Source organism: Vibrio sp. YIC-376 (assembly GCF_052353105.1).
Lineage (GTDB): Bacteria > Pseudomonadota > Gammaproteobacteria > Enterobacterales > Vibrionaceae > Vibrio.
The window spans coordinates 1-20015 of the sequence record NZ_JBBWFK010000011.1; the positions used below are offsets into that span (position 1 = coordinate 1).

Here is a 20015-nt window from a genome sequence, read left to right on the forward strand (position 1 = left end):
CTGTCTCTTGATCACAAGTCCTGTTCAAGAGACAGAGCGAGTTCGTAGCCTTCAAGGATGGCTTGTAGTTTTAGCCATCCTTCCCAGAGCGTTTTAACTGACGCTCTTCCATTTCTTTTACTGTCTTTCCAACCGCCAAGTCGTGCGAGATGTTCATAAGCCCATTTTGCAGTTGGTATTTCCTCTGGAAGTCGCGTCTTTATTCTTTTCACCCAAAGTAACTTCCAGGCTCTTGGGGACAAGATTTTTTCACAACTAATATCTTCAACTTGCTCATTGGCAAATTTCAACTGGAAGATCCTTACGGCTAAAAAAGCATAAATGGTCGCTAATCTATCTAAGTTATCTTTACTCTGTACTCGAAGCTCTTCAACTCCGGTCCCTTCACTTTTCCAGACCTTGTGATATTCCTCAATGAGCCAACGCTTCTCGTAGTAGGAGATGATTTTTAACGCCTCTTCCGCACTGTTTACGGGTTCATTCGTCAGAATGTGCCAGTTCAGTTTCTTGTCTTCATCTCCGGCCTCAGAGCAACCCACATAATTCAGGGAAATAGATTCACCTGTTTTATTCGAGGGGGGCGTCAATGTCACCGCCGCATATTTCACATCCAGTATGACTTCACGAGATTTACGACCACCTCTTTGAGCTATCTGGATTTGTCGTTGTTTAACACTTTTAAGTTCAGAGGCAAATTGATAAAGCTTATCTGGCCCTTCTTCTATGTGGCGACTCATCATTGACCGCACAACAAAACGTTGCTGGTTTGCCATTTTATAAATGAGATAGTCGTAGATGTCAGCTTCACGATCGCAAACCGATATCACGTTGGTCATGGCATCTCCTAAACGAGCTGCCATATTACGAGAAGCTCTTTCCCACTTATAACCTTCTTTTTCTTCATAAGGTCGCTTGAGGTGCTGGGAACGGATACCGCGAGTCTTGATGTCTCTCGTCCATCTCTGTTGTTCAATCAGACCAACAACGTCAAGAGTTTCAGGAGCAAACAACAAAATACTATGAGCAAGCAGACCACGATAACGGTTACCTTGGTTCACATGCCCTAAATCAGCTCGAATAGAGCGATGCTTGTAGCTTAAGGTGGTTGTATCTTCTATAGCGAGAAGGAGGGGGTAATGGTGAACTTGATTAGCTGTTGCATTAAAACCGGCTTCGGCAATATCGCCTGACGAAACATTATCGTTGCGAATAAATCGATAAGCTCCTTCCATGCTTGCTGGTGAGGGGGATGATTTTACTACCGATTTACCTGGATGTTGCGCTAAGTCTGAAGCCATTTTTACGAGTCTAGCCGTTCTTCTTGGGTCTCCCAGTTTAGCATGCCCAAATTGTTCTTCAGCCCAATCATTATTGCTTTTTATCATCTCAGGAATCCTCAACTAAGTCCGTTAAAGATCTGATCGTGAAGTAAGAATTTAGTTCAAAAAAATCCCTCACATCATGTGAGGGACTTCTGTATAAAAGACAGGGCAACTTGCCTGGCTTTTACTCGATGATTTAATAACCGACTTCATTTCAAGTTATTTCAAGCTACATGAAATAACGAGCGGTTAAGTAAAGCAAGATAGCGAGAGAGAAGTATGGGCTGAACAACAGTTGCCAGTACCAGCTTCTCGGTTTGAATCCAACGCCAAAGACCATACTCGAGCATACTGCCCAAATAAGTGCTGGCGCGATCACTGCGTTAAAACCACCAATAGCTTGGTGATACGCTTCCGGATCCCACATCACCAATCCTACATGCATAAAGCCGAGGATGAGAGATAAGACTCTCAACAGAGTCTTATCGGTTGGTTCGTGTAACTTCGCTACCTTATCAGCGAGATCACTCACTGTCTTTATCCATCATTTCTGTGTGCTCTAACCAAAGAGCATTAATGATACCGAATGCACACGCAAGTAGTACACCTAGAATCCATGCGAAATACCACATAGTAATAGCTCCTTAGTAAAGTGAGTTTTTGTTGTCTTCAATGTACTTATCATCCAAGCGACCGAACATCTTGTAGTAGGTCCAAGACGTGTAACCAAGGATGATTGGAACCATAACAAATGCCACACCTGTCATTAGGTTCAGAGTCAGTTCAGATGAAGTCGCATCCCACATCGTCAAGCTGTGGTTAGGCATTAGGTCTGATGGCATGATGAATGGGAACATCGCAAAGCCAGCAGTAAAGATAATACCTGCGACACCAAGACTTGAAGTGATGAATGAAGTCGCACACTTTTCAAGGCGTGAAGCCAATACAGTAAGAAGCGGCATCGCAACACCTAGTACTGGCGCAGCCCATAGCAGTGGGTAGTTTTCAAAGTTCTTCATCCACGCACCTGCTTCACGAATCACCTCTTTGTTTAGAGGGTTAGAAGCCGCATTAGTGTCAATGCCACCGACAATGACATAGCCTTCGATGTTCTGAACCCAGAAACCAGCAACTACAAAAGTAACCACGGTTAACAGACCAGTTAACTGTGCGATGTTACGCGCACGAGTATGTACTTCACCTGTGGTTTTCATCTGTAGCCAGCTTGAACCTTGCATAAGGATCATAAACAGGCTTACCAGACCACATAGCAGAGCAAATGGGTTTAGCAGACCAAAGAATGAACCATGGTACGTTGGCATAAGGAAATCGCTTAACTGGAATGGCACACCTTGCAGAAGGTTACCAAACGCTACACCAAAGATAATTGGCGGAACAAAGCCACTGATTGAGATACAAATGTCCCAATTTTTGCGCCATTTTGGATCTTCAATCTTTGAACGGTAATCCAGACCTAGTGGACGCAGCCATAGAGCAGCAAGCGTCAGAATCATCGCCAGGTAGAACCCAGAGAATGAAGTTGCGTAAACTAAAGGCCATGCCGCGAACAATGCACCACCAGCAGTGATAAGCCAAACTTGGTTACCATCCCAGTGAGGGGCAATTGAGTTAATCATTACACGACGTTGTGTGTCGCTTTTACCGATAATAGGTACAAGCGCGCCTACACCCATATCGAATCCATCTGTCACTGCAAAACCAACTAGTAGAACACCGATCAGTACCCACCAGATGAATCGCAAGATTTCGTAATCAAACATCTTGTTATCTCCTTGTCTTACGCTTCTACTTGGCGACTAACTTTGTCTGCAACAGAGTCAGCGTTTTGCTCAAAGTGGTAGCGGCCAGTTTTCAGGCTACTTGGACCCTTACGAGCGAATTTCACCATCAGGTAAACTTCTGCAATCAGGAATGCAGAGTAAAGCGCCAGAATTGCGAATAGTGAAGTTAAGATTTCGCCAGCGCTTAGAGCTGAAGCTGCTACATGTACTGGTAGGATTTCACCCACCGCCCATGGCTGGCGACCAAATTCCGCTACAAACCAACCTGCTTCGATAGCGATCCAAGGAAGTGGAATGCTGAATAGCGCCGCTTTAAGCAACCATCGTTTTTGAGTAATTTTCTGACGACATGTTTGGATGAAAGACAAGCCAAAGACCAATAGCATGATGAAGCCACAAGCAACCATGATACGGAATGACAAGAATAGAGGCCAAACCGTTGGGATAGAGTCATCTGCTGCAGCTTGAATCTGTTCTTCTGTTGCATCAACAACGTTGTCTGTGTAGCGTTTTAGAAGTAGACCGTAACCAAGGTCACCTTTCACTTCATCGAACGCTGCCATATTCTCTTCAGATTTATCACCCGCACGAAGCTTCTCTAGAAGCTCGTACGCGTACATACCGGTACGGATACGTTCTAAGTGTTGTTCGTGCAGATCACGTAAACCCGTTACTTCCTTATCGATAGAGCGAGTTGCAATAATACCCATCACGTAAGGGATCTTAATCGCATAGTCAGTATGCATGTCATCCTGGTTAGGAATACCAAAAAGAGTAAATGCAGCTGGGGCAGGCTCTGTGTGCCATTCCGCTTCTACTGCTGCCAGTTTCACCTTTTGAACTTCACCAAGCTCATAGCCTGATTCGTCACCAAGAACGATAGTAGAAAGGATTGCCGCCATACCGAAAGAAGCAGCAATAGCAAATGAACGACGAGCGAACGCAACATCACGACCTTTCAATAGGTAGTATGAACTGATGCCTAGAACAAACATTGCGCCACAAGTGTAGCCAGAAGCTACTGTGTGAACGAATTTAACCTGAGCTACTGGGTTAAATACAACTTCAGCGAAGCTCACCATTTCCATTCGCATGGTTTCAAAGTTGAACTCTGCACCCACAGGGTTTTGCATCCAACCGTTGGCAATCAGAATCCACAGTGCTGAGAAGTTTGAACCCAAAGCCACCAACCAGGTTACTGCTAAGTGTTGGCGTTTAGATAGACGATCCCACCCGAAGAAGAATAGACCAACAAAAGTTGACTCCAGGAAGAACGCGACAAGTGCTTCTATCGCTAGTGGTGCACCAAAGATGTCACCGACATAGTGGGAGTAATACGACCAGTTCGTACCAAACTGGAATTCCATGGTAAGGCCGGTTGCCACACCAAGTGCAAAGTTAATACCAAACAGCTTACCCCAGAACTTGGTCATGTCCTTATAGATCTGCTTGTTCGTCATTACGTACAACGACTCCATAATGGCCAGTAAGAAGGCCATACCAAGGGTCAGTGGTACGAATAGGAAGTGATACATCGCTGTCAGTGCAAACTGCAACCGCGATAGATCAACTACGTCAATCATGATAACTCCTATGTGTCGGCTGAATGACACTCTCTACATATTGCAATCCATAATCATGTGTTATTCACACATGAAATATGTTGAATTGTCACAACTTTTTGTTGCGAAAATGTACTTCGTTGGTTAGTTAATTGTTAAGCATCAGCTAATATAGCTGCGGCTAATATTACTTGTAAAAACACGTTGTTTCAAAAGATTTATAGCCAGAATGCGCTTTGATACACATCAATATTTATGCACAGAACCTGGACAAAAATCCATCACCTTGACGCAAATCAAACAATAGCTGACGTAAATGTTAATACTGGGTAATCGCAGACGAATTTATCGGGCCACAGGCAAACATTGATGCAACAAATAGCGCATTTCTATTAACTAAAAAGAAATTGAAGAAATTAAATAAATGAGATTTAGATCACACAATAAAAATGCTTCGCGTTTTTGCCCTAATGTTATTCGCCTAAAGATACTTACAGAATGAGTGTGATCTGTTTTTTACCCAACGCCGTCATTCCAGAGAGCCTAAGCGAGACTAGGAATCTACGACAAAAGTACTGAGAGGTATAAGGTACGAATATGGCAGCAAAGTGCCCGGTGAGTAGATTCTGAATCACGCTCGAACCTCGCGGTCCAGAATGACGGGGATGAGTTGAAGATGCTACTCGCTGTTAAGCGAGCAGCATTAAAGCTTCTTTTGCTTTCTACTTTTCAATACCAAAGTGGAGATAAGCACGATCTGTTGCAATTCGACCGCGCGGGGTACGCTGTAAATACCCCTGCTGAATGAGGTAAGGCTCTAGCACATCTTCAATGGTGTCTTTTTCTTCACCAATCGCCGCGGCCATATTGTCTAAACCAACCGGACCACCTCCAAACTTCTCCATAATTGCCAGAAGAAGCTTACGGTCCATGTAGTCGAAGCCCTGTGCATCAACATCAAGCATGTTAAGAGCCTTATCTGCGACTTCAGCACAGATATGGCCATTGCCTTTCACTTCAGCGTAATCACGCACACGACGCAGTAAACGGTTTGCTATACGCGGAGTACCACGAGCACGACGTGCAATTTCTAACGCACCTTCAGGCTCCATAGAGAGGCCTAAACAATTCGCACTACGCTGGACGATGTCCTGCAAGTCTTTCACTTTATAAAACTCAAGACGCTGCGTAATACCAAAACGGTCACGCAACGGTGACGTCAAGGAACCTGCACGTGTTGTCGCACCAATCAATGTAAACGGCGGCAAATCGATTTTAATTGAACGAGCGGCAGGGCCTTCACCAATCATGATATCCAGTTGGTAATCTTCCATCGCTGGATAAAGCACTTCTTCCACCATTGGGCTTAAACGGTGAATCTCATCGATAAAGAGAACGTCGTTTTCTTCCAGATTTGTCAGTAGCGCCGCTAAGTCACCCGCTTTTTCCAGCACCGGGCCAGAGGTGGTGCGAATATTCACTTCCATTTCGTTAGCAACGATGTTGGCGAGCGTGGTTTTACCCAAGCCTGGCGGTCCAAAGATAAGGAGGTGATCTAGCGCTTCATTACGTAACTGCGCAGCTTTAATGAAGATTTCCATCTGATCACGCACGTGATCCTGACCTTGGTAATCTTCCAGCTTTTTAGGACGAATTGCTCGGTCAATGACCTCTTCGTCACGAAACGCCGGATTTTCTGGAGCGATTAGGCGATCGGCTTCAATCATGTTGTTACCTTGAGAAAATAGTTACCTTGGGTTAAGCGTTATACCATTGATTTTAGAGCTTCACGGATCAGTTGCTCACTGCTCATATCCGGTTTAGCAATTTGAGAAACCACTTTGGAGGCTTGCGTAGGCTTGTAACCCAGAGCAAGTAGCGCACTGATTGCTTCTTCTTCTGCGTTACTAGAAGCAGCAGAACCTGAATCTACCGGCGCTGCATCTGTAAATGGAGTAAATAGGTCGCCAGCACCCCACCCTTTCAAACGGTCTTTCATTTCCACAACCAAGCGTTCCGCAGTTTTTTTACCAACGCCCGGTAACTTAACGAGAGTAGAAACATCTTCGCGCTCTACACAAGTGACAAACTGACTTGCTGTCATGCCAGAGAGAATGCCCAAACCCAATTTAGGGCCGACACCGTTCGCTTTGATCACTTCACGGAACAGCGCACGCTCTTTTACGGTGTTAAAACCATAAAGCAGTTGAGCATCTTCGCGGACAACAAAATGAGTATAAATGATGGCTTCTTCGCCGAGGTTTGGCAGCTCGTAAAAACAGCTCATTGGCATCTGAACTTCATAGCCAATGCCATTAACTTCTATTAAAACTTCAGGTGGTTGCTTTTCAAGCAAGATGCCGCGAAGACGTCCAATCACGATAAATACTCTTTGGAAATGAATTTGCGACAGGATAATAAAGAACTGGATAGACATCCAGTTAATTTTAGCGGTAGCGCCCTTTTCGTGCGCTGGTCGCCTTTCCGGCCAAAGCGACTAGAGTTTTGTTGGTATTGGCATGACAAATTGCCACACCCAATGCATCTGCCGCATCGGCTTGCGGTTTTGCTGGCAGCTTTAACATATGTTGAACCATATGCTGAACCTGAGTTTTATCTGCACCGCCAGTCCCAACGACCGCCTGCTTAATAAGACGTGCAGCGTATTCATAAACCGGTAAGTCCGCGTTCACAGCAGCCACGATAGCACTGCCGCGTGCCTGACCGAGTTTCAGCGCGGAATCGGCATTCTTCGCCATAAAAACTTGTTCTATTGCGAATACGTCTGGCTGAAACTGAGTAATGATTTCAGTGACACCTGCATAAATTTGTCTGAGTCGCCCCGGCAGCTCTTTTTCTGAAGTTCGGATACAGCCACTACCAAGATATTGTAAATGGCGACCTTGTTGGCGAATGACACCGTAACCAGTAATACGAGAGCCTGGGTCAATGCCCAAAATAATTGACATTAAGTTTCCTAATCAACAGCTCATTAAACTTATTAGAATATATTTCATTAAAACAAAAACTCCCGCATGTGCGGGAGTTTTCTTCAATTGTTGTGCGCTTATTCAGCGTCTTTTTGTTTCGCCGCAGTCACTGCAATCGCCAGCTCTTCTAGAGCAGCTGGGTTTGCAAGGCTTGGTGCATCAGTCAGTAGACACGCTGCTGCTGTTGTTTTAGGGAACGCGATAACATCACGGATATTCTCTGTACCACATAGCAGCATAACCAGACGGTCAAGACCGAACGCAAGACCAGCGTGTGGAGGCGTACCGAATTTCAAAGCGTCCAATAGGAAGCCGAATTTTAGTCGTTGCTCGTCTGCATCGATACCTAGGATATCGAATACTGCTGCTTGCATATCTGCGTTGTGGATACGAACAGAACCGCCACCTACTTCGTAGCCGTTTAGAACCATATCGTAAGCGTTAGAGTTAGCTGCTGCTGGGTTCACTTTTAGCTCTTCAGCATTCACACCAAGAGGTGCCGTGAATGGGTGATGCATTGCGTGCAGGTTGCCTTCGTCATCTTCTTCGAACATTGGGAAGTCAACAACCCACAGAGGAGCCCATGCAGATTCGTCCGTTAGCTCTAGGTCTTTACCTAGCTTCAGACGCAGTGCGCCTAGTGCTTCTGCAACAATACCCGCTTTATCAGCACCAAATAGGATGATATCGCCAGATTCAGCTTGTGTACGGTCAAGGATGCCGTTGATCACGTCTTCGTTCAGGAACTTAGCAACAGGAGACTGGATACCTTCCACGCCTGCAGCACGGTCGTTAACCTTCATCCAAGCCAGACCTTTCGCACCGTAGATACCTACGAACTCAGCGTACGCATCGATTTGCTTACGAGTCAGAGATGCGCCACCTGGTACACGGATAACTGCAACACGGCCTTTCTCATCGTTTGCCGGACCAGAGAAAACTTTAAAGTCTACGTCTTTTACCAGGTCAGCAACATCGACTAGCTCTAGTGGGTTACGTAGGTCTGGCTTGTCTGAACCGAAACGACGGATTGCTTCGCTAAATGGCATTACTGGGAACTGGCCTAGGTCTACGCTTAGTAGCTCTTGCCACATATCGCGAACCATGTTCTCAGTTACTTCACGTACTTGATCAGCCGTCATGAATGACGTTTCGATATCGATCTGAGTGAATTCAGGCTGACGGTCAGCACGTAAGTCTTCGTCACGGAAACACTTAACGATTTGGTAGTAACGGTCAAAACCAGACATCATCAGCAGCTGTTTGAATAGCTGCGGAGACTGAGGTAGTGCGTAGAAGCTGCCTTTGTGTACACGGCTTGGTACCAGGTAGTCACGTGCACCTTCTGGCGTCGCTTTCGTTAGTACTGGCGTTTCGATGTCCAGGAAGCCGTTATTGTCTAAGAAGCGACGAACGAAGCTAGACGCTTTAGCACGTAGCTTGATGCGGTCGCTCATTTCTGGACGACGTAGGTCAAGGTAACGGTACTTCAGACGTTGCTCTTCCGTGTTCTTTTGGTTGAAGTCTAGAGGCAGAACGTCAGAACGGTTGATGATCTCAAGACCTTTTGCAAGGATCTCAACTTCACCAGTCGCCATGTCTTTGTTGATTTGGCTTTCTGGACGAGCGCGAACTTCACCAGTTAGCTTGATACAGAATTCATTACGAAGTGTGTTAGCCACTTCATACGCATCTGCCATATCTGGATCTACAACTACCTGAACGATGCCTTCACGATCTCGCATATCGATAAAAATAAGACCGCCTAAATCACGGCGACGGTTAACCCAGCCGCAAAGTTCTACAGTTTGTCCTGCAAGGGACTTGTTCAGGTGACCACAGTAATGGGTACGCATAATGAAATTCCCAATCTCTCAAAAATTATTGACTACGCTCTGTCAGCTTCATTGCTAAGCAGAGTAAAGATTCCGTTATACGCTGAAAGTCTATTAAAATCGACTACTCAACGTACAATTAAGTGTGTTTTATCATTCCTTGGTGCTTTTTAGTACAACAACTGTGCAAAAGCGCACCAAAGCGAAAAATTGGCGCTGATTATAACTTGAAATTACCTATTTCAGCAAAACTCTCGTAAAGTGAACGCAGGAATAAATGTAAAGAAGAATAATGGATAAGTTACCCCTTCGACTTGGATTAACGATGTGGTCACATAACCCGTGGCAACAAAGCTTTTATGGTAGTGGCACAAAGCCAGCAGAGCGTTTAGAGAAGTACGCTCAGGTGTTCCATACCGTAGAAGGCAACACCACTTTTTATGCGACGCCTTCGCTCAATACGGTGCAAAACTGGAAAGCAGCGACACACGATAATTTTAAGTTTACCTTTAAGCTACCTAAAGCCATCACTCATGAGCAAATGCTAAGAGGCTGTGACGAGCAACTGCGTGATTTTATGAAGGTCATGGAGCCTCTTCATGAACGAGTAGGCCTATGGACCATTCAGTTACCTGCCGCTTTTGGCCCAGAATACCTTGAACGTTTGAAGAAGTTTTGTGCCAGCTTTCCGCCAAATTTCCCACTTGGTGTGGAAGTACGCCATATGGCTTTTTTCTCAAAAGGAGAAGAAGAGCGAGCGCTAAACCAGTGGTTAATTGAAAATAGTATCGACCGGATCATTATGGACAGCCGACCCCTGTTCTCAGCTAAGACGAGCGCCGCCAAACCGGATAATGAAGCGATCATCGATGCGCAAATGAAAAAGCCGAAAGTCCCGGTACACGCCATTGCCACCGCCTCTCATCCTATGGTCCGTTTTATTGGGCATCCAGAAGAGCAGCAAAACTATGACTTTTTTACGCCTTGGCTGAGTAAACTGCCACAATGGATTGCAGAAGGTAAACAGCCTTATGTGATGATCCATACTGCTGACAATATTATTGCGCCGGAACTGGCAGCAAACCTGTACAAGAACTTGCAAAAGCGTGTTCCACTCCCGGGTTTGGCTTCCTTCCCTGCCAATGATGGCAACGCCCAGTTGCAGATGTTCTGATGCAATATAAAGCAATGCATGACAGAAGCGCTAATTTCTCATAAAATACGCGCCTTTTTTGATGCCTGACGTTTTGAGTCAGCTTGTATGCAGAGATTTGGTTATGAACCCTAAGAGCAATCCAGATACTATTTTTTCGGCTCCAATCGATAAAATTGGGGATTTCACGTTTGATGAACGCGTAGCGGAAGTTTTTCCTGACATGATTCAGCGTTCAGTGCCGGGTTACAGCAATATCATTTCTGCGATTGGCATGCTGGCCGAACGCTTTGTTAAGCCTCATACCAATATTTATGACCTCGGCTGTTCTTTGGGTGCGGCTACGCTGTCGATGCGCCGCCATATCAAGTATGAAGGCTGCAAAATTATTGCTGTCGATAACTCACCAGCGATGGTTGAACGCTGTAAGTTGCATGTAAATGCTTATCGCAGCGATACGCCTGTGGATGTTGTTGAAGCGGACATTCGTGATATCGAAATTAACAACGCATCCGTTGTCGTACTGAACTTCACCTTGCAGTTCCTTTCTCCTGAAGATCGTTACGCGTTATTAGAGAAGATCTACGCAGGCCTGCGTCCGGGTGGCATCCTGATTCTTTCAGAAAAATTCGTGTTTGAAGATGAAGTGTCTAACGAGCTACTGATTGACCTCCACCACGACTTCAAAAGAGCGAATGGCTACAGCGAGCTTGAAATCAGTCAGAAACGCAGTGCCATTGAAAATGTGATGCGCCCAGATTCCAAGAAAGACCATAAAGAGCGCTTCGCAAAAATTGGTTTCTCGAGCTACGACGTCTGGTTCCAGTGCTTCAACTTTGGCTCTATGTTCGCAATCAAATAAGGTTTGCGATTCAGCAGCCATTCGAGCTCAGATAAATTTTACTTTTACACCATCAACTCAGCGATTAACTAACTATTCAGTGATTAACTAATTATGTTTAACTTTGCAAATTTCTATCAATTAATTGCCCAAGACACCCGTCTACAACCGTGGCTCAACGTGTTACCACAACAGCTAACGGACTGGCAAAATGCAGAGCACGGTGACTTTGGTCGCTGGTTGAAAGCACTGAATAAAATTCCGGAAGGGTCTCCGAATCAGGTAGATATTAAGAACTCTGTCACCATCAGCAATGACACTCCATTCCATGAAGGTGAGCTGAAAAAGTTAGAGAACTTGCTGCGCACTTTCCATCCTTGGCGAAAAGGTCCATATACGGTTCACGGTATTCACATTGATACCGAGTGGCGAAGTGACTGGAAGTGGGATCGCGTACTTCCGCATATTTCACCATTAAAAAACCGCAGTGTGCTAGATGTTGGCTGCGGTAATGGCTACCACATGTGGCGTATGTTAGGTGAAGGGGCGCGTCTTTGTGTCGGTATAGATCCTTCTCACCTGTTCCTGATTCAGTTTGAAGCCATTCGTAAACTGATGGGTGGCGACCAACGTGCGCACCTATTGCCATTGGGTATTGAACAGCTTCCAAAACTAGAAGCGTTCGATACGGTATTCAGCATGGGAGTACTGTATCACCGTCGTTCTCCGCTGGATCACCTGATTCAACTGAAAGACCAGTTGGTTTCGGGTGGTGAGCTTTTGTTAGAAACTTTGGTGATCGAAGGCGATGAAAATGCCGTACTGGTGCCGACATCTCGCTATGCTCAGATGCGTAACGTGTATTTCTTCCCATCAGCGAAGGCACTAAAAGTGTGGCTGGAATTGGTTGGATTTGAAGATGTCCGTATCGTTGATGAGAACGTCACTTCAGTCGGTGAGCAGCGCTCAACAGATTGGATGACGCACAATTCATTGCCTGACTATTTAGACCCGAACGACCCAAGTAAAACCGTTGAAGGTTATCCAGCACCACGCCGTGCCGTACTCGTTGCTCGCAAACCTTAATTAACTGAGATTTCTGACATTGTCTTAACTTACTGCCTCTCTTAAGACATTACCCTTTCTTCTGTTCTCATCAAGGGTGCGTGTGCTTCGCATCCTTGATTCTAAGCTTTTCGTCACTATTCCTCACTCTATAAGAGATAGAGAAAGATTCTTACTTGTGAGGGTTTGTCGATCTAAGCTAAACTCTTAAAAAATCAAACAACTTAATCCATTCCAAGGTCTTCAATGTTATTACGATTGACTCCGGTTGTGGCTATCGTCTTGTTATCTGGATGTACACTTACCAAAGGCGAACAGTACCACCAAGAAACGTTAGCTGCTATCCACTCATCAGAAGCGAATGTCAATAATCGAATCGCCACTCTGGAACAGCAGCTTAATAATCAATCAAACCATATTGATAACCTTGAAGGCCAGGTCGATAAACTAAAGGGTGAACTGCTCATTTTTCGTGATGAAGTGATGGCCGAAGTGCAAAAACCAAAAGAGCCTATTATTGTTCAGGCGCCACCTCCTGTTGAACCTACACCCACTCATGACATCGTTCTGGGCTCAATTGAGAAAGTCACTATCGATTCCATCAAACAAAGCTTTGATGCCCGTGTCGATACTGGCGCAGCCACCTCTTCTTTAAATGCCATCGACATCAAAGAGTTTGAGCGAAACGGTAAGGACTGGGTTCGCTTCCACCTTGCGGACAACACCAAGTCCGAAGAAGAGAAAAATATATGGATTGAAGCTCCGGTACTACGTTACGTGAAAATTCGTCAAACAGCGAATGAAGAACTTGATCGTCGTGCAGTCGTTGAGCTTTGGGTCAAAGTTGGGAAAATCCATGAAAAAGCGCAATTTACGTTGGCAGATCGTTCCCACATGAACCATCCTATTTTACTAGGTAGAGAATTTATGCGCGACATCGCGTTAGTTGATGTTAGCCGTACATATATCCAAACAGAAGAAAATTAAAAATAATAAGGTAGATTATGACGTCAAAAATACCGTTTTACCTTTCAGTCATCTTGTTAGTGGTTGCGGGCATTGCTTTGAGTGTTTTTCGACACCAAAATTATGGCGTGTCATGGACACCAGGTGAGACACGTCAGGTATGGGATGTAGAAGCTCGTATTGAATTTAGTGCGAACGGTAATGAAGTCAAAGCTTCACTGGCAGCTCCCCATACTCAAAGCGGCTACACTCTTATCGGCGAATCCGCTTCTTCTTCAGGTTACGGCGTCTCTTACATCAATACAGACTCTGGACGTCGCGCAGAGTGGTCAATCCGCCAAGCTCGCGGACCGCAAACCATCTACTACAAAGCACAATTCCTGGTGGACCCTCACGCACAGGTAACGCCTACCCCACCAACTGATGAAATCACGCCTCCGACACTGTCTGCTCCACAACAAGCTGCGGCAAACGCATTGATCGAGCACGCAATGAGTCGTTCAGCGGATAACGAGACCTTTGCACGAGAACTGATCAAGGCATTAAACGATCCAGACAGCCAAAACTCTGCGCTGTTATTGAACGACTTTGATCGCACCGATGCATTACACAACATTCTCCTGACAGCTAATGTACAAAGCAAAATCGTAGGTGTTATCGAACTTGAAGACGGACGTCGACGTCAAGCGATTCAGCCCATGGTACAAGTTTGGTCGGGTAAAGATTGGGTTCTGTTCTCACCGAATTCTGAACGACAAGCGGTGCAGCCTAACCTTCTGGTATGGGATGAATCTAACGTATCGCTGCTAGATTTGGTCGGTGGTAAAAATAGCCAGGTTCATTTCTCGATGATCAAACAAGAGATGACGCCTCAGCAAGCAACCAACAATAAAATAGAAGCGGATGGTCTGATGAATATTTCTATTCATAGTTTGCCACTTGAAGAGCAAGCTATGTTTAAGACCATCATGCTGATCCCAATTGGTGCACTGATTGTTGTGTTCCTGCGTGTGATCATCGGTCTTAAAACGTCAGGTACCTTCATGCCAGTCCTGATTGCGGTAGCTTTCGTACAAACACAACTCGTCACGGGTATTATCGGCTTCTTGCTTATTGTCGGTACCGGATTGATTATCAGAAGCTATCTATCGCGACTTAACTTACTACTGATTGCGAGGATATCCGCGGTAATTATCACTGTAATTATGATTATCTCGGTATTTACCGTTGTTGCATTCAAGATCGGTCTGACGGAAGGCCTGACAATCACCTTCTTCCCGATGATCATCTTGTCATGGACCATCGAACGTATGTCGATTCTATGGGAAGAAGAAGGTGCAAAAGAAGTGGCGCTTCAAGGTGGCGGCTCGCTACTAACAGCAGTGTTGGTTTATCTGGCAATGACCAACTCGTACATCCAGCACCTGACGTTTAATTTTATCGGTCTGCAGTTAATCGTACTGGCAGGGATTCTCCTACTCGGTACTTACACTGGCTACCGCTTGACAGAGCTTCGTCGTTTCAAACCGCTAGCGGAGGATTAAACGATGTTCGAACGTTATACTACGCCAGCAAAACTTCGCCATAAAGGCATTATGGGAATGAACAAACGTAACCACAGCTATATTGGTCGTTACAATGATCGTTCTAAATACCCGTTGGTTGATGACAAGCTGAAAACAAAAATCATCGCACAAGCTGCAGGGGCAACCGTTCCTGCCCTAATCGGTGTTATTCATAACCAAGCTGAAGTTAAAACTATCCACGATATGGTCATTGACTGGCCTGGCTTTGTGATAAAGCCAGCTCAAGGCAGTGGTGGCAAGGGTATCTTGGTTATCACCTCTCACAAAAATGGGGTATACACCAAACCTTCGGGCGCAACCATAGGCAAAGAAGAAGTCGAACGTCATATCAGTAACGCACTTGCCGGCCTGTTTTCTTTGGGTGGGAAAAACGATGTGGCTGTTGTTGAGAACCTTATTAAGTTTGATGATTGCTTCGATGGCTTTAGCTACGAAGGTGTGCCAGATGTCCGTATCATCGTGTTCAAAGGCTACCCTGTTATGGCGATGATGCGTTGTTCAACGGCCGCTTCTGATGGTAAAGCGAACCTTCACCAAGGTGCGGTGGGAGTAGGCATTGATATTGCCACGGGTAAAGCGATTCGCGCTGTGCAATTCGACCAGCCTGTCACTCATCATCCAGATACAGGAAAAGACCTTTCAACGCTACAGGTTCCCCATTGGCAACGCCTGCTGGAACTGGCTTCCAGTGCATGGGAAATGACTGGGTTAGGCTATATGGGTACAGACATGGTGCTGGATAAAGATGAAGGCCCAATGGTATTGGAGCTCAATGCTCGTCCGGGTCTGGCAATCCAAATTGCCAATGGCGCGGGTCTGCTTCCTCGCTTAAAACATATCGAGAGTCTTGGCACTCCGGCAGAATACCCTAAACCACATGAACGAGTTGCTTACGCAGCAGAGAAATTCGGCGTTAAACCTCTGTTCTAAATATGCCCAAATAACCTCTAGCTAGCATTCATTCCCGTGATTGCTAGCTTAGTTTTCATATTTGGGGACAATCCCACATTTGCTAAGTAAACCTGCCCTAATCTTGTCGAATTCGATGATCTGCCTAACAATTAAGCACCAATGGTTTTATTTATACTCAATCTTTTGAGTATCATTAGGGCTCCCCTTACTCAACTTATGAGGTTGAGAAATGTTAACAAAAGAAATAAAAAATAAAGAACCATCGCTTGTAGATAACGAGACCCTAGATCAGCATTTACAGCGTCTGTCTGAGATCTCTATCCAAGCACTTGAAGAGCTAGCTGAAATGATCGAAGTTACAAAAGACGTTTCAGAGGAATAGCACTTTAGCTTCATCTTAGCGCGCAAAAGCCGAGGCTGTCGTCCTACAGTCTCGGCTTTTTCTTGGGGGAAGAATTCGCGATACGGGAGATACGTTGATTACACAACTGAAGAGGCTACAGATTCCGGTTCAGCATAAACATAAAGTGCGTACTCCGATTTAATGCGGTCAGCGATTTTTTCCGCAATCATAATGGTTGGTGCATTGGTATTCCCGCCTATCAACATCGGCATTATCGACGCGTCAACCACTCTGAGCCCTTCTAAGCCGTGGACAGCCAAATCGCTGTCCACCACAGCAAACGGATCATCTGCAGTCCCCATTTTACATGTGCCTACAGGATGGTATTGGGTATCGGCGCGGTTACGAATGTCCTGCTCTATTGCCTTATCATCGCTCGCATCGACCGGATAGAAGTTTTCACCGCGAATATCATCGAATGCCTGACTTTCCATCATTTGATGTTGTTTCTTCCACGCTTTGATCATGACTCCCATATCGTCTGGATGACTAAAGAATGCGGGGTCAATACGCGGACAATCGTACGGATCAGCACTGTTGAGTTTTACTGTACCAACACTCTTTGGTCTTAGTAACGTGACATGAGAGCTATAACCATGACTGACGTGAAGCTTGCGGGCGTGGTCATCAACAGCAGCAACCACAAAGACAAATTCAAGGTCAGGTACATCGACATTATCATCAGAGCATAGAAAGCCGATGCCCTCGGCGAAGTTACTGCTTATTTTACCGCTACGATCCTTCATCCACTGGGGCAGTGCTTTACCGATTTCGGCAACCATCTGTAACGACACACCAAAGGTCTCTCTCTTATCCATGCATTTATAGCTGTGTACCAAATCAATATGGTCTTGCAAATTTTCACCAACACCTGGCAACTCATGCACTTGCTTAATCCCATGCTTATCCAAGTCTTGTTTCGCTCCGACTCCGGACAAAAGCAAGATTTGAGGTGAACCAAAGGCTCCCGCGGAGAGAATCACTTCCCGATTACATCTGATCTGGAAACGCTTTCCTTTAAAACCGTATTCGACCCCAATGGCACGTTTCCCTTCAAACAAAATTTTGTGCGTGGTGGCTTTAGTCAACACGGTCAGGTTTGCCCGGCTCAAATGTGGTGTCAGATAGGCTTTCGCAGCACTGTATCTCTCCCCGTCACGTTGAGTCACTTGAGTGTAAGTCGCTCCCAACTGCTGTGCGCCATTGATATCATCACTACGCGGCACGCCGATAGATTCACAAGCTGATAGATATCGTTCGAGAAGCTTACTCGGAGAGCGCAAGTCCGCAACATTCAAAGGCCCACCCTGACCGTGATATTCATTGTAGTGAACCTCGTTATTTTCCGCTTTTTTGAAGTAAGGCAAGCATTCGTCATAGCTCCATCCGGTATTGCCAAGACTTGCCCATAAATCATAGTCAAAGCGGTGCCCTCTTGAGTACATCATGGCGTTTATAGAACTCGACCCGCCTAACGTCTTACCTCTTGGCTGATAGCCTTTTCGACCATTTAATCCGGGCTGGGGTACCGTTTCGAATCCCCAGTTATGTAATTTGGTCGGCATCATTGCAACGGTGCCGATAGGTGTATGAATGAAGGCACTATTGTCCTTACCACCAGCTTCGAGCAAACAAACGGAAACATTCGGATCTTCTGATAAACGGGAGGCTAGAACACAACCTGCAGAGCCACCACCCACGACAATATAATCATAGCTTTCCATCAACGTCTCCCCAAGATAACGCTCTATTCTTTATCTCATTCCACTTGCACCCGCCCGTAGCGCCATTCGAAAAAACATATGACGTGTGAATGCGTGTTCCTTTCGCTGACTTCGTCATTTTTCATCCTTTGAATCAATATGGTAAGCATTAGTACGACGCGACAACATGCGCCGTGGCGACAATCAAAGGGAAGAAGGCCTCAGCTCCAGATGTAATGAGCAGACGTCTTCCCTGGCAACAAAGATGCGTTGCGTAATTAGTTTTGATTTTTTAATTGAGGATCTGGCTTACCGACAAAAAATCGTAAGATCAGTTTTTGCACCAAACTTCCGTAAGGAGGGGCGAAAAGCCGAGTTGGGAACCAGTTACGTACTTTCAGGACAGTGCGAGCGTGGCTCAATTCTCTGAAACCTTCTTCACCGTGGTAGTTGCCTATTCCTGAATTCCCCACACCGCCAAAAGGCGCAGAGTGATTCAGAACATGCCACCCCCAGTCATTGATTGTGACTCCGCCGCTATGAGTTTGCGTAAGCACGGTCTCACGTTGAACGTCGTTGTTGCTATACAGGTAGCAAGCGAGCGGACGAGGCCTGTCATTGATATATCCGATCACCTCATCCACTGAGCAGTAGGTATGAACTGGCAACAAAGGACCAAAAATCTCTTCTCGGCAAATTCGCATATCAGGTGTCAGTTTGGTGGCAATATAGAGCGGTGTTTTACGCCCTTCCCCCGCATCCAGACATTGAGTAATGACAGCGCCCTTATTACGTGCGTCATCAAGCAAAGCATGAAAACGCTTGTGCTGCGCCTCATCCACCAAAGCAGTGTAATCCTTGTTCAAAACGATTTTCTTATACATAGCTTGATGGGCTTTCTGCAATGCATCCACAAAAGCCTGCTGCTTACTTTCTGGCACAAAGGCGTAATCCGGTGCGATGCATATCTGGCCTGAGTTCATCCCCTTACCATGTGCGATACTCTCCGCAGCTTTATTAATGTCGTAGTCTTCAAACACAATAGCCGGAGATTTACCACCAAGCTCAAGCGTCACGGGGGTTAAGTTTGCCGCAGCATTCGCCATGATGGTTCTGCCACTTTTGGGCGAACCAGTAAAGATCAGATGATCAAATGGGAGATGGGATATTTCCATCGCTTCAGGGTGACAACCATCAACCACACGAACCAGATTCTCCGAGTAGATCTCCGCTAACATTTGGCGCAGTTGAATTGTCGTAGCGGGACAATTAGGTGGCATTTTTATCATGCAGCGATTCCCTGCGGCCAAAGATGTGATCAGAGGGCCAATGGAAAGGTAGACTGGGAAATTCCAGGGACAGATGATGCCAACCACCCCTTTCGGTTGGTACCTTACTTCCAGTTTGTTGCCTTTGAATAACCACTCGGTTGGTCTTTTGCTCGGTTTCATCCAACCCTTTAAATGGCGCAAGACGTGATTGATATCGAGAATCGGGGCGAGTACGTCTGCCATTAGCGACTCAGTATGGCTGCGACCACCGAAGTCCGCACTCATCGCTTCCGCTAACCGATCCTGATAGCGAGAAAGCTGTTTTTTAAGTGCCAGCAAACGTTGCTTTCGAACTTCCAGCGTTGCTAATGGTTCCGCCTGATAGGCTGATTGCAGCTCAGCAAACCAAGTAGCAAGTTCACTCGTTGCCGGAACGGATTCCGCCTCTATGTTTTGGTTGCACACGATTTCATCTGCGTGCGATTCCAATACACTCATATCTGTCTCCCAATGTACAATTTATTAAATTACAACATATTGATAACATTAAACACAGGTTACAAACTGACAAAAACCGGTGATATTCGGACAACTTTGAGAAGGT

General features: G+C 45.7%; 18 protein-coding genes. 7 read left to right on the forward strand and 11 right to left on the reverse strand.

Features of this window, described 5'->3' with window-relative positions; translation table 11 throughout:
* Positions 1-11: 11 nt before the first annotated feature.
* The 9 genes from WJM94_RS18550 to aspS form a co-directional block, all read right to left on the reverse strand.
* Positions 12-1385, reverse strand: coding sequence for an IS4 family transposase (locus WJM94_RS18550; protein WP_444495679.1), 1374 nt, complete (start codon positions 1383-1385; stop codon positions 12-14).
* 166 nt (positions 1386-1551) lie between these two features.
* The gene (gene ybgE, locus WJM94_RS18555; RefSeq protein WP_444495680.1) at positions 1552-1854 is read right to left on the reverse strand and encodes a cyd operon protein YbgE; all 303 of its coding nucleotides are present in this window, start codon (positions 1852-1854) and stop codon (positions 1552-1554) included.
* Complete coding sequence (gene cydX / locus WJM94_RS18560; RefSeq protein ID WP_000270285.1) at positions 1847-1954, reverse strand: cytochrome bd-I oxidase subunit CydX; 108 nt, start codon at positions 1952-1954, stop codon at positions 1847-1849. Before cydX ends, ybgE begins: the two co-directional genes overlap by 8 nt.
* Before the next feature lie 12 nt (positions 1955-1966).
* Positions 1967-3103: a cytochrome d ubiquinol oxidase subunit II gene (gene cydB / locus WJM94_RS18565; RefSeq protein WP_444495681.1), complete on the reverse strand. Its 1137-nt coding sequence runs from the start codon at positions 3101-3103 to the stop codon at positions 1967-1969.
* A gap of 17 nt (positions 3104-3120) precedes the next feature.
* The gene (gene cydA, locus WJM94_RS18570; protein WP_444495682.1) at positions 3121-4707 is read right to left on the reverse strand and encodes a cytochrome ubiquinol oxidase subunit I; all 1587 of its coding nucleotides are present in this window, start codon (positions 4705-4707) and stop codon (positions 3121-3123) included.
* A 701-nt stretch (positions 4708-5408) separates the two neighbouring features.
* A complete protein-coding gene (ruvB, locus tag WJM94_RS18575) occupies positions 5409-6413 on the reverse strand; it encodes a Holliday junction branch migration DNA helicase RuvB (RefSeq protein WP_444495683.1) in 1005 nt (334 codons plus the stop codon).
* A 38-nt stretch (positions 6414-6451) separates the two neighbouring features.
* Entirely contained in the window at positions 6452-7066 is a 615-nt protein-coding gene (gene ruvA, locus WJM94_RS18580; RefSeq protein WP_444495684.1) for a Holliday junction branch migration protein RuvA, read from the reverse strand.
* A gap of 67 nt (positions 7067-7133) precedes the next feature.
* The gene (gene ruvC, locus WJM94_RS18585) at positions 7134-7655 is read right to left on the reverse strand and encodes a crossover junction endodeoxyribonuclease RuvC (RefSeq protein ID WP_444495685.1); all 522 of its coding nucleotides are present in this window, start codon (positions 7653-7655) and stop codon (positions 7134-7136) included.
* 98 nt (positions 7656-7753) lie between these two features.
* Positions 7754-9532 (reverse strand): aspartate--tRNA ligase, encoded by a 1779-nt coding sequence (aspS, locus tag WJM94_RS18590; protein ID WP_444495686.1) that lies wholly within the window; start codon positions 9530-9532, stop codon positions 7754-7756.
* 271 nt (positions 9533-9803) lie between these two features.
* On the opposite strand from aspS, the gene WJM94_RS18595 reads away from it, so the two are divergent.
* The 7 genes from WJM94_RS18595 to WJM94_RS18625 all read left to right on the forward strand — a co-directional run bounded on the left by WJM94_RS18595 (position 9804) and on the right by WJM94_RS18625 (position 16416).
* A complete protein-coding gene (locus tag WJM94_RS18595; RefSeq protein ID WP_444495687.1) occupies positions 9804-10685 on the forward strand; it encodes a DUF72 domain-containing protein in 882 nt (293 codons plus the stop codon).
* A gap of 103 nt (positions 10686-10788) precedes the next feature.
* Positions 10789-11526 (forward strand): carboxy-S-adenosyl-L-methionine synthase CmoA, encoded by a 738-nt coding sequence (cmoA, locus tag WJM94_RS18600; protein WP_444495688.1) that lies wholly within the window; start codon positions 10789-10791, stop codon positions 11524-11526.
* Between the two features lie 93 nt (positions 11527-11619).
* The gene (cmoB, locus tag WJM94_RS18605) at positions 11620-12591 is read left to right on the forward strand and encodes a tRNA 5-methoxyuridine(34)/uridine 5-oxyacetic acid(34) synthase CmoB (RefSeq protein ID WP_444495689.1); all 972 of its coding nucleotides are present in this window, start codon (positions 11620-11622) and stop codon (positions 12589-12591) included.
* Positions 12592-12816: 225 nt separating this feature from the next.
* Complete coding sequence (locus WJM94_RS18610; RefSeq protein ID WP_444495690.1) at positions 12817-13557, forward strand: ATP-dependent zinc protease family protein; 741 nt, start codon at positions 12817-12819, stop codon at positions 13555-13557.
* Positions 13558-13574: 17 nt separating this feature from the next.
* The gene (locus WJM94_RS18615; RefSeq protein ID WP_444495691.1) at positions 13575-15080 is read left to right on the forward strand and encodes an inactive transglutaminase family protein; all 1506 of its coding nucleotides are present in this window, start codon (positions 13575-13577) and stop codon (positions 15078-15080) included.
* Positions 15081-15083: 3 nt separating this feature from the next.
* On the forward strand, positions 15084-16052 hold the full coding sequence (locus WJM94_RS18620) for an alpha-L-glutamate ligase-like protein (RefSeq protein WP_444495692.1): 969 nt from the start codon (positions 15084-15086) through the stop codon (positions 16050-16052).
* Positions 16053-16263: 211 nt separating this feature from the next.
* The gene (locus WJM94_RS18625) at positions 16264-16416 is read left to right on the forward strand and encodes a hypothetical protein (RefSeq protein ID WP_444495693.1); all 153 of its coding nucleotides are present in this window, start codon (positions 16264-16266) and stop codon (positions 16414-16416) included.
* A 98-nt stretch (positions 16417-16514) separates the two neighbouring features.
* On the opposite strand, the gene WJM94_RS18630 is transcribed toward WJM94_RS18625, so the two are convergent.
* Together WJM94_RS18630 and WJM94_RS18635 are read right to left on the reverse strand one after the other, a co-directional pair.
* The gene (locus WJM94_RS18630) at positions 16515-18161 is read right to left on the reverse strand and encodes a GMC family oxidoreductase (protein WP_444495694.1); all 1647 of its coding nucleotides are present in this window, start codon (positions 18159-18161) and stop codon (positions 16515-16517) included.
* Positions 18162-18418: 257 nt separating this feature from the next.
* Positions 18419-19909 carry a coniferyl aldehyde dehydrogenase gene (locus WJM94_RS18635; protein WP_444495695.1) on the reverse strand — a complete coding sequence of 497 codons (1491 nt, stop codon included), beginning with the start codon at positions 19907-19909 and terminating at the stop codon, positions 18419-18421.
* Between the last annotated feature and the right edge of the window lie 106 nt (positions 19910-20015).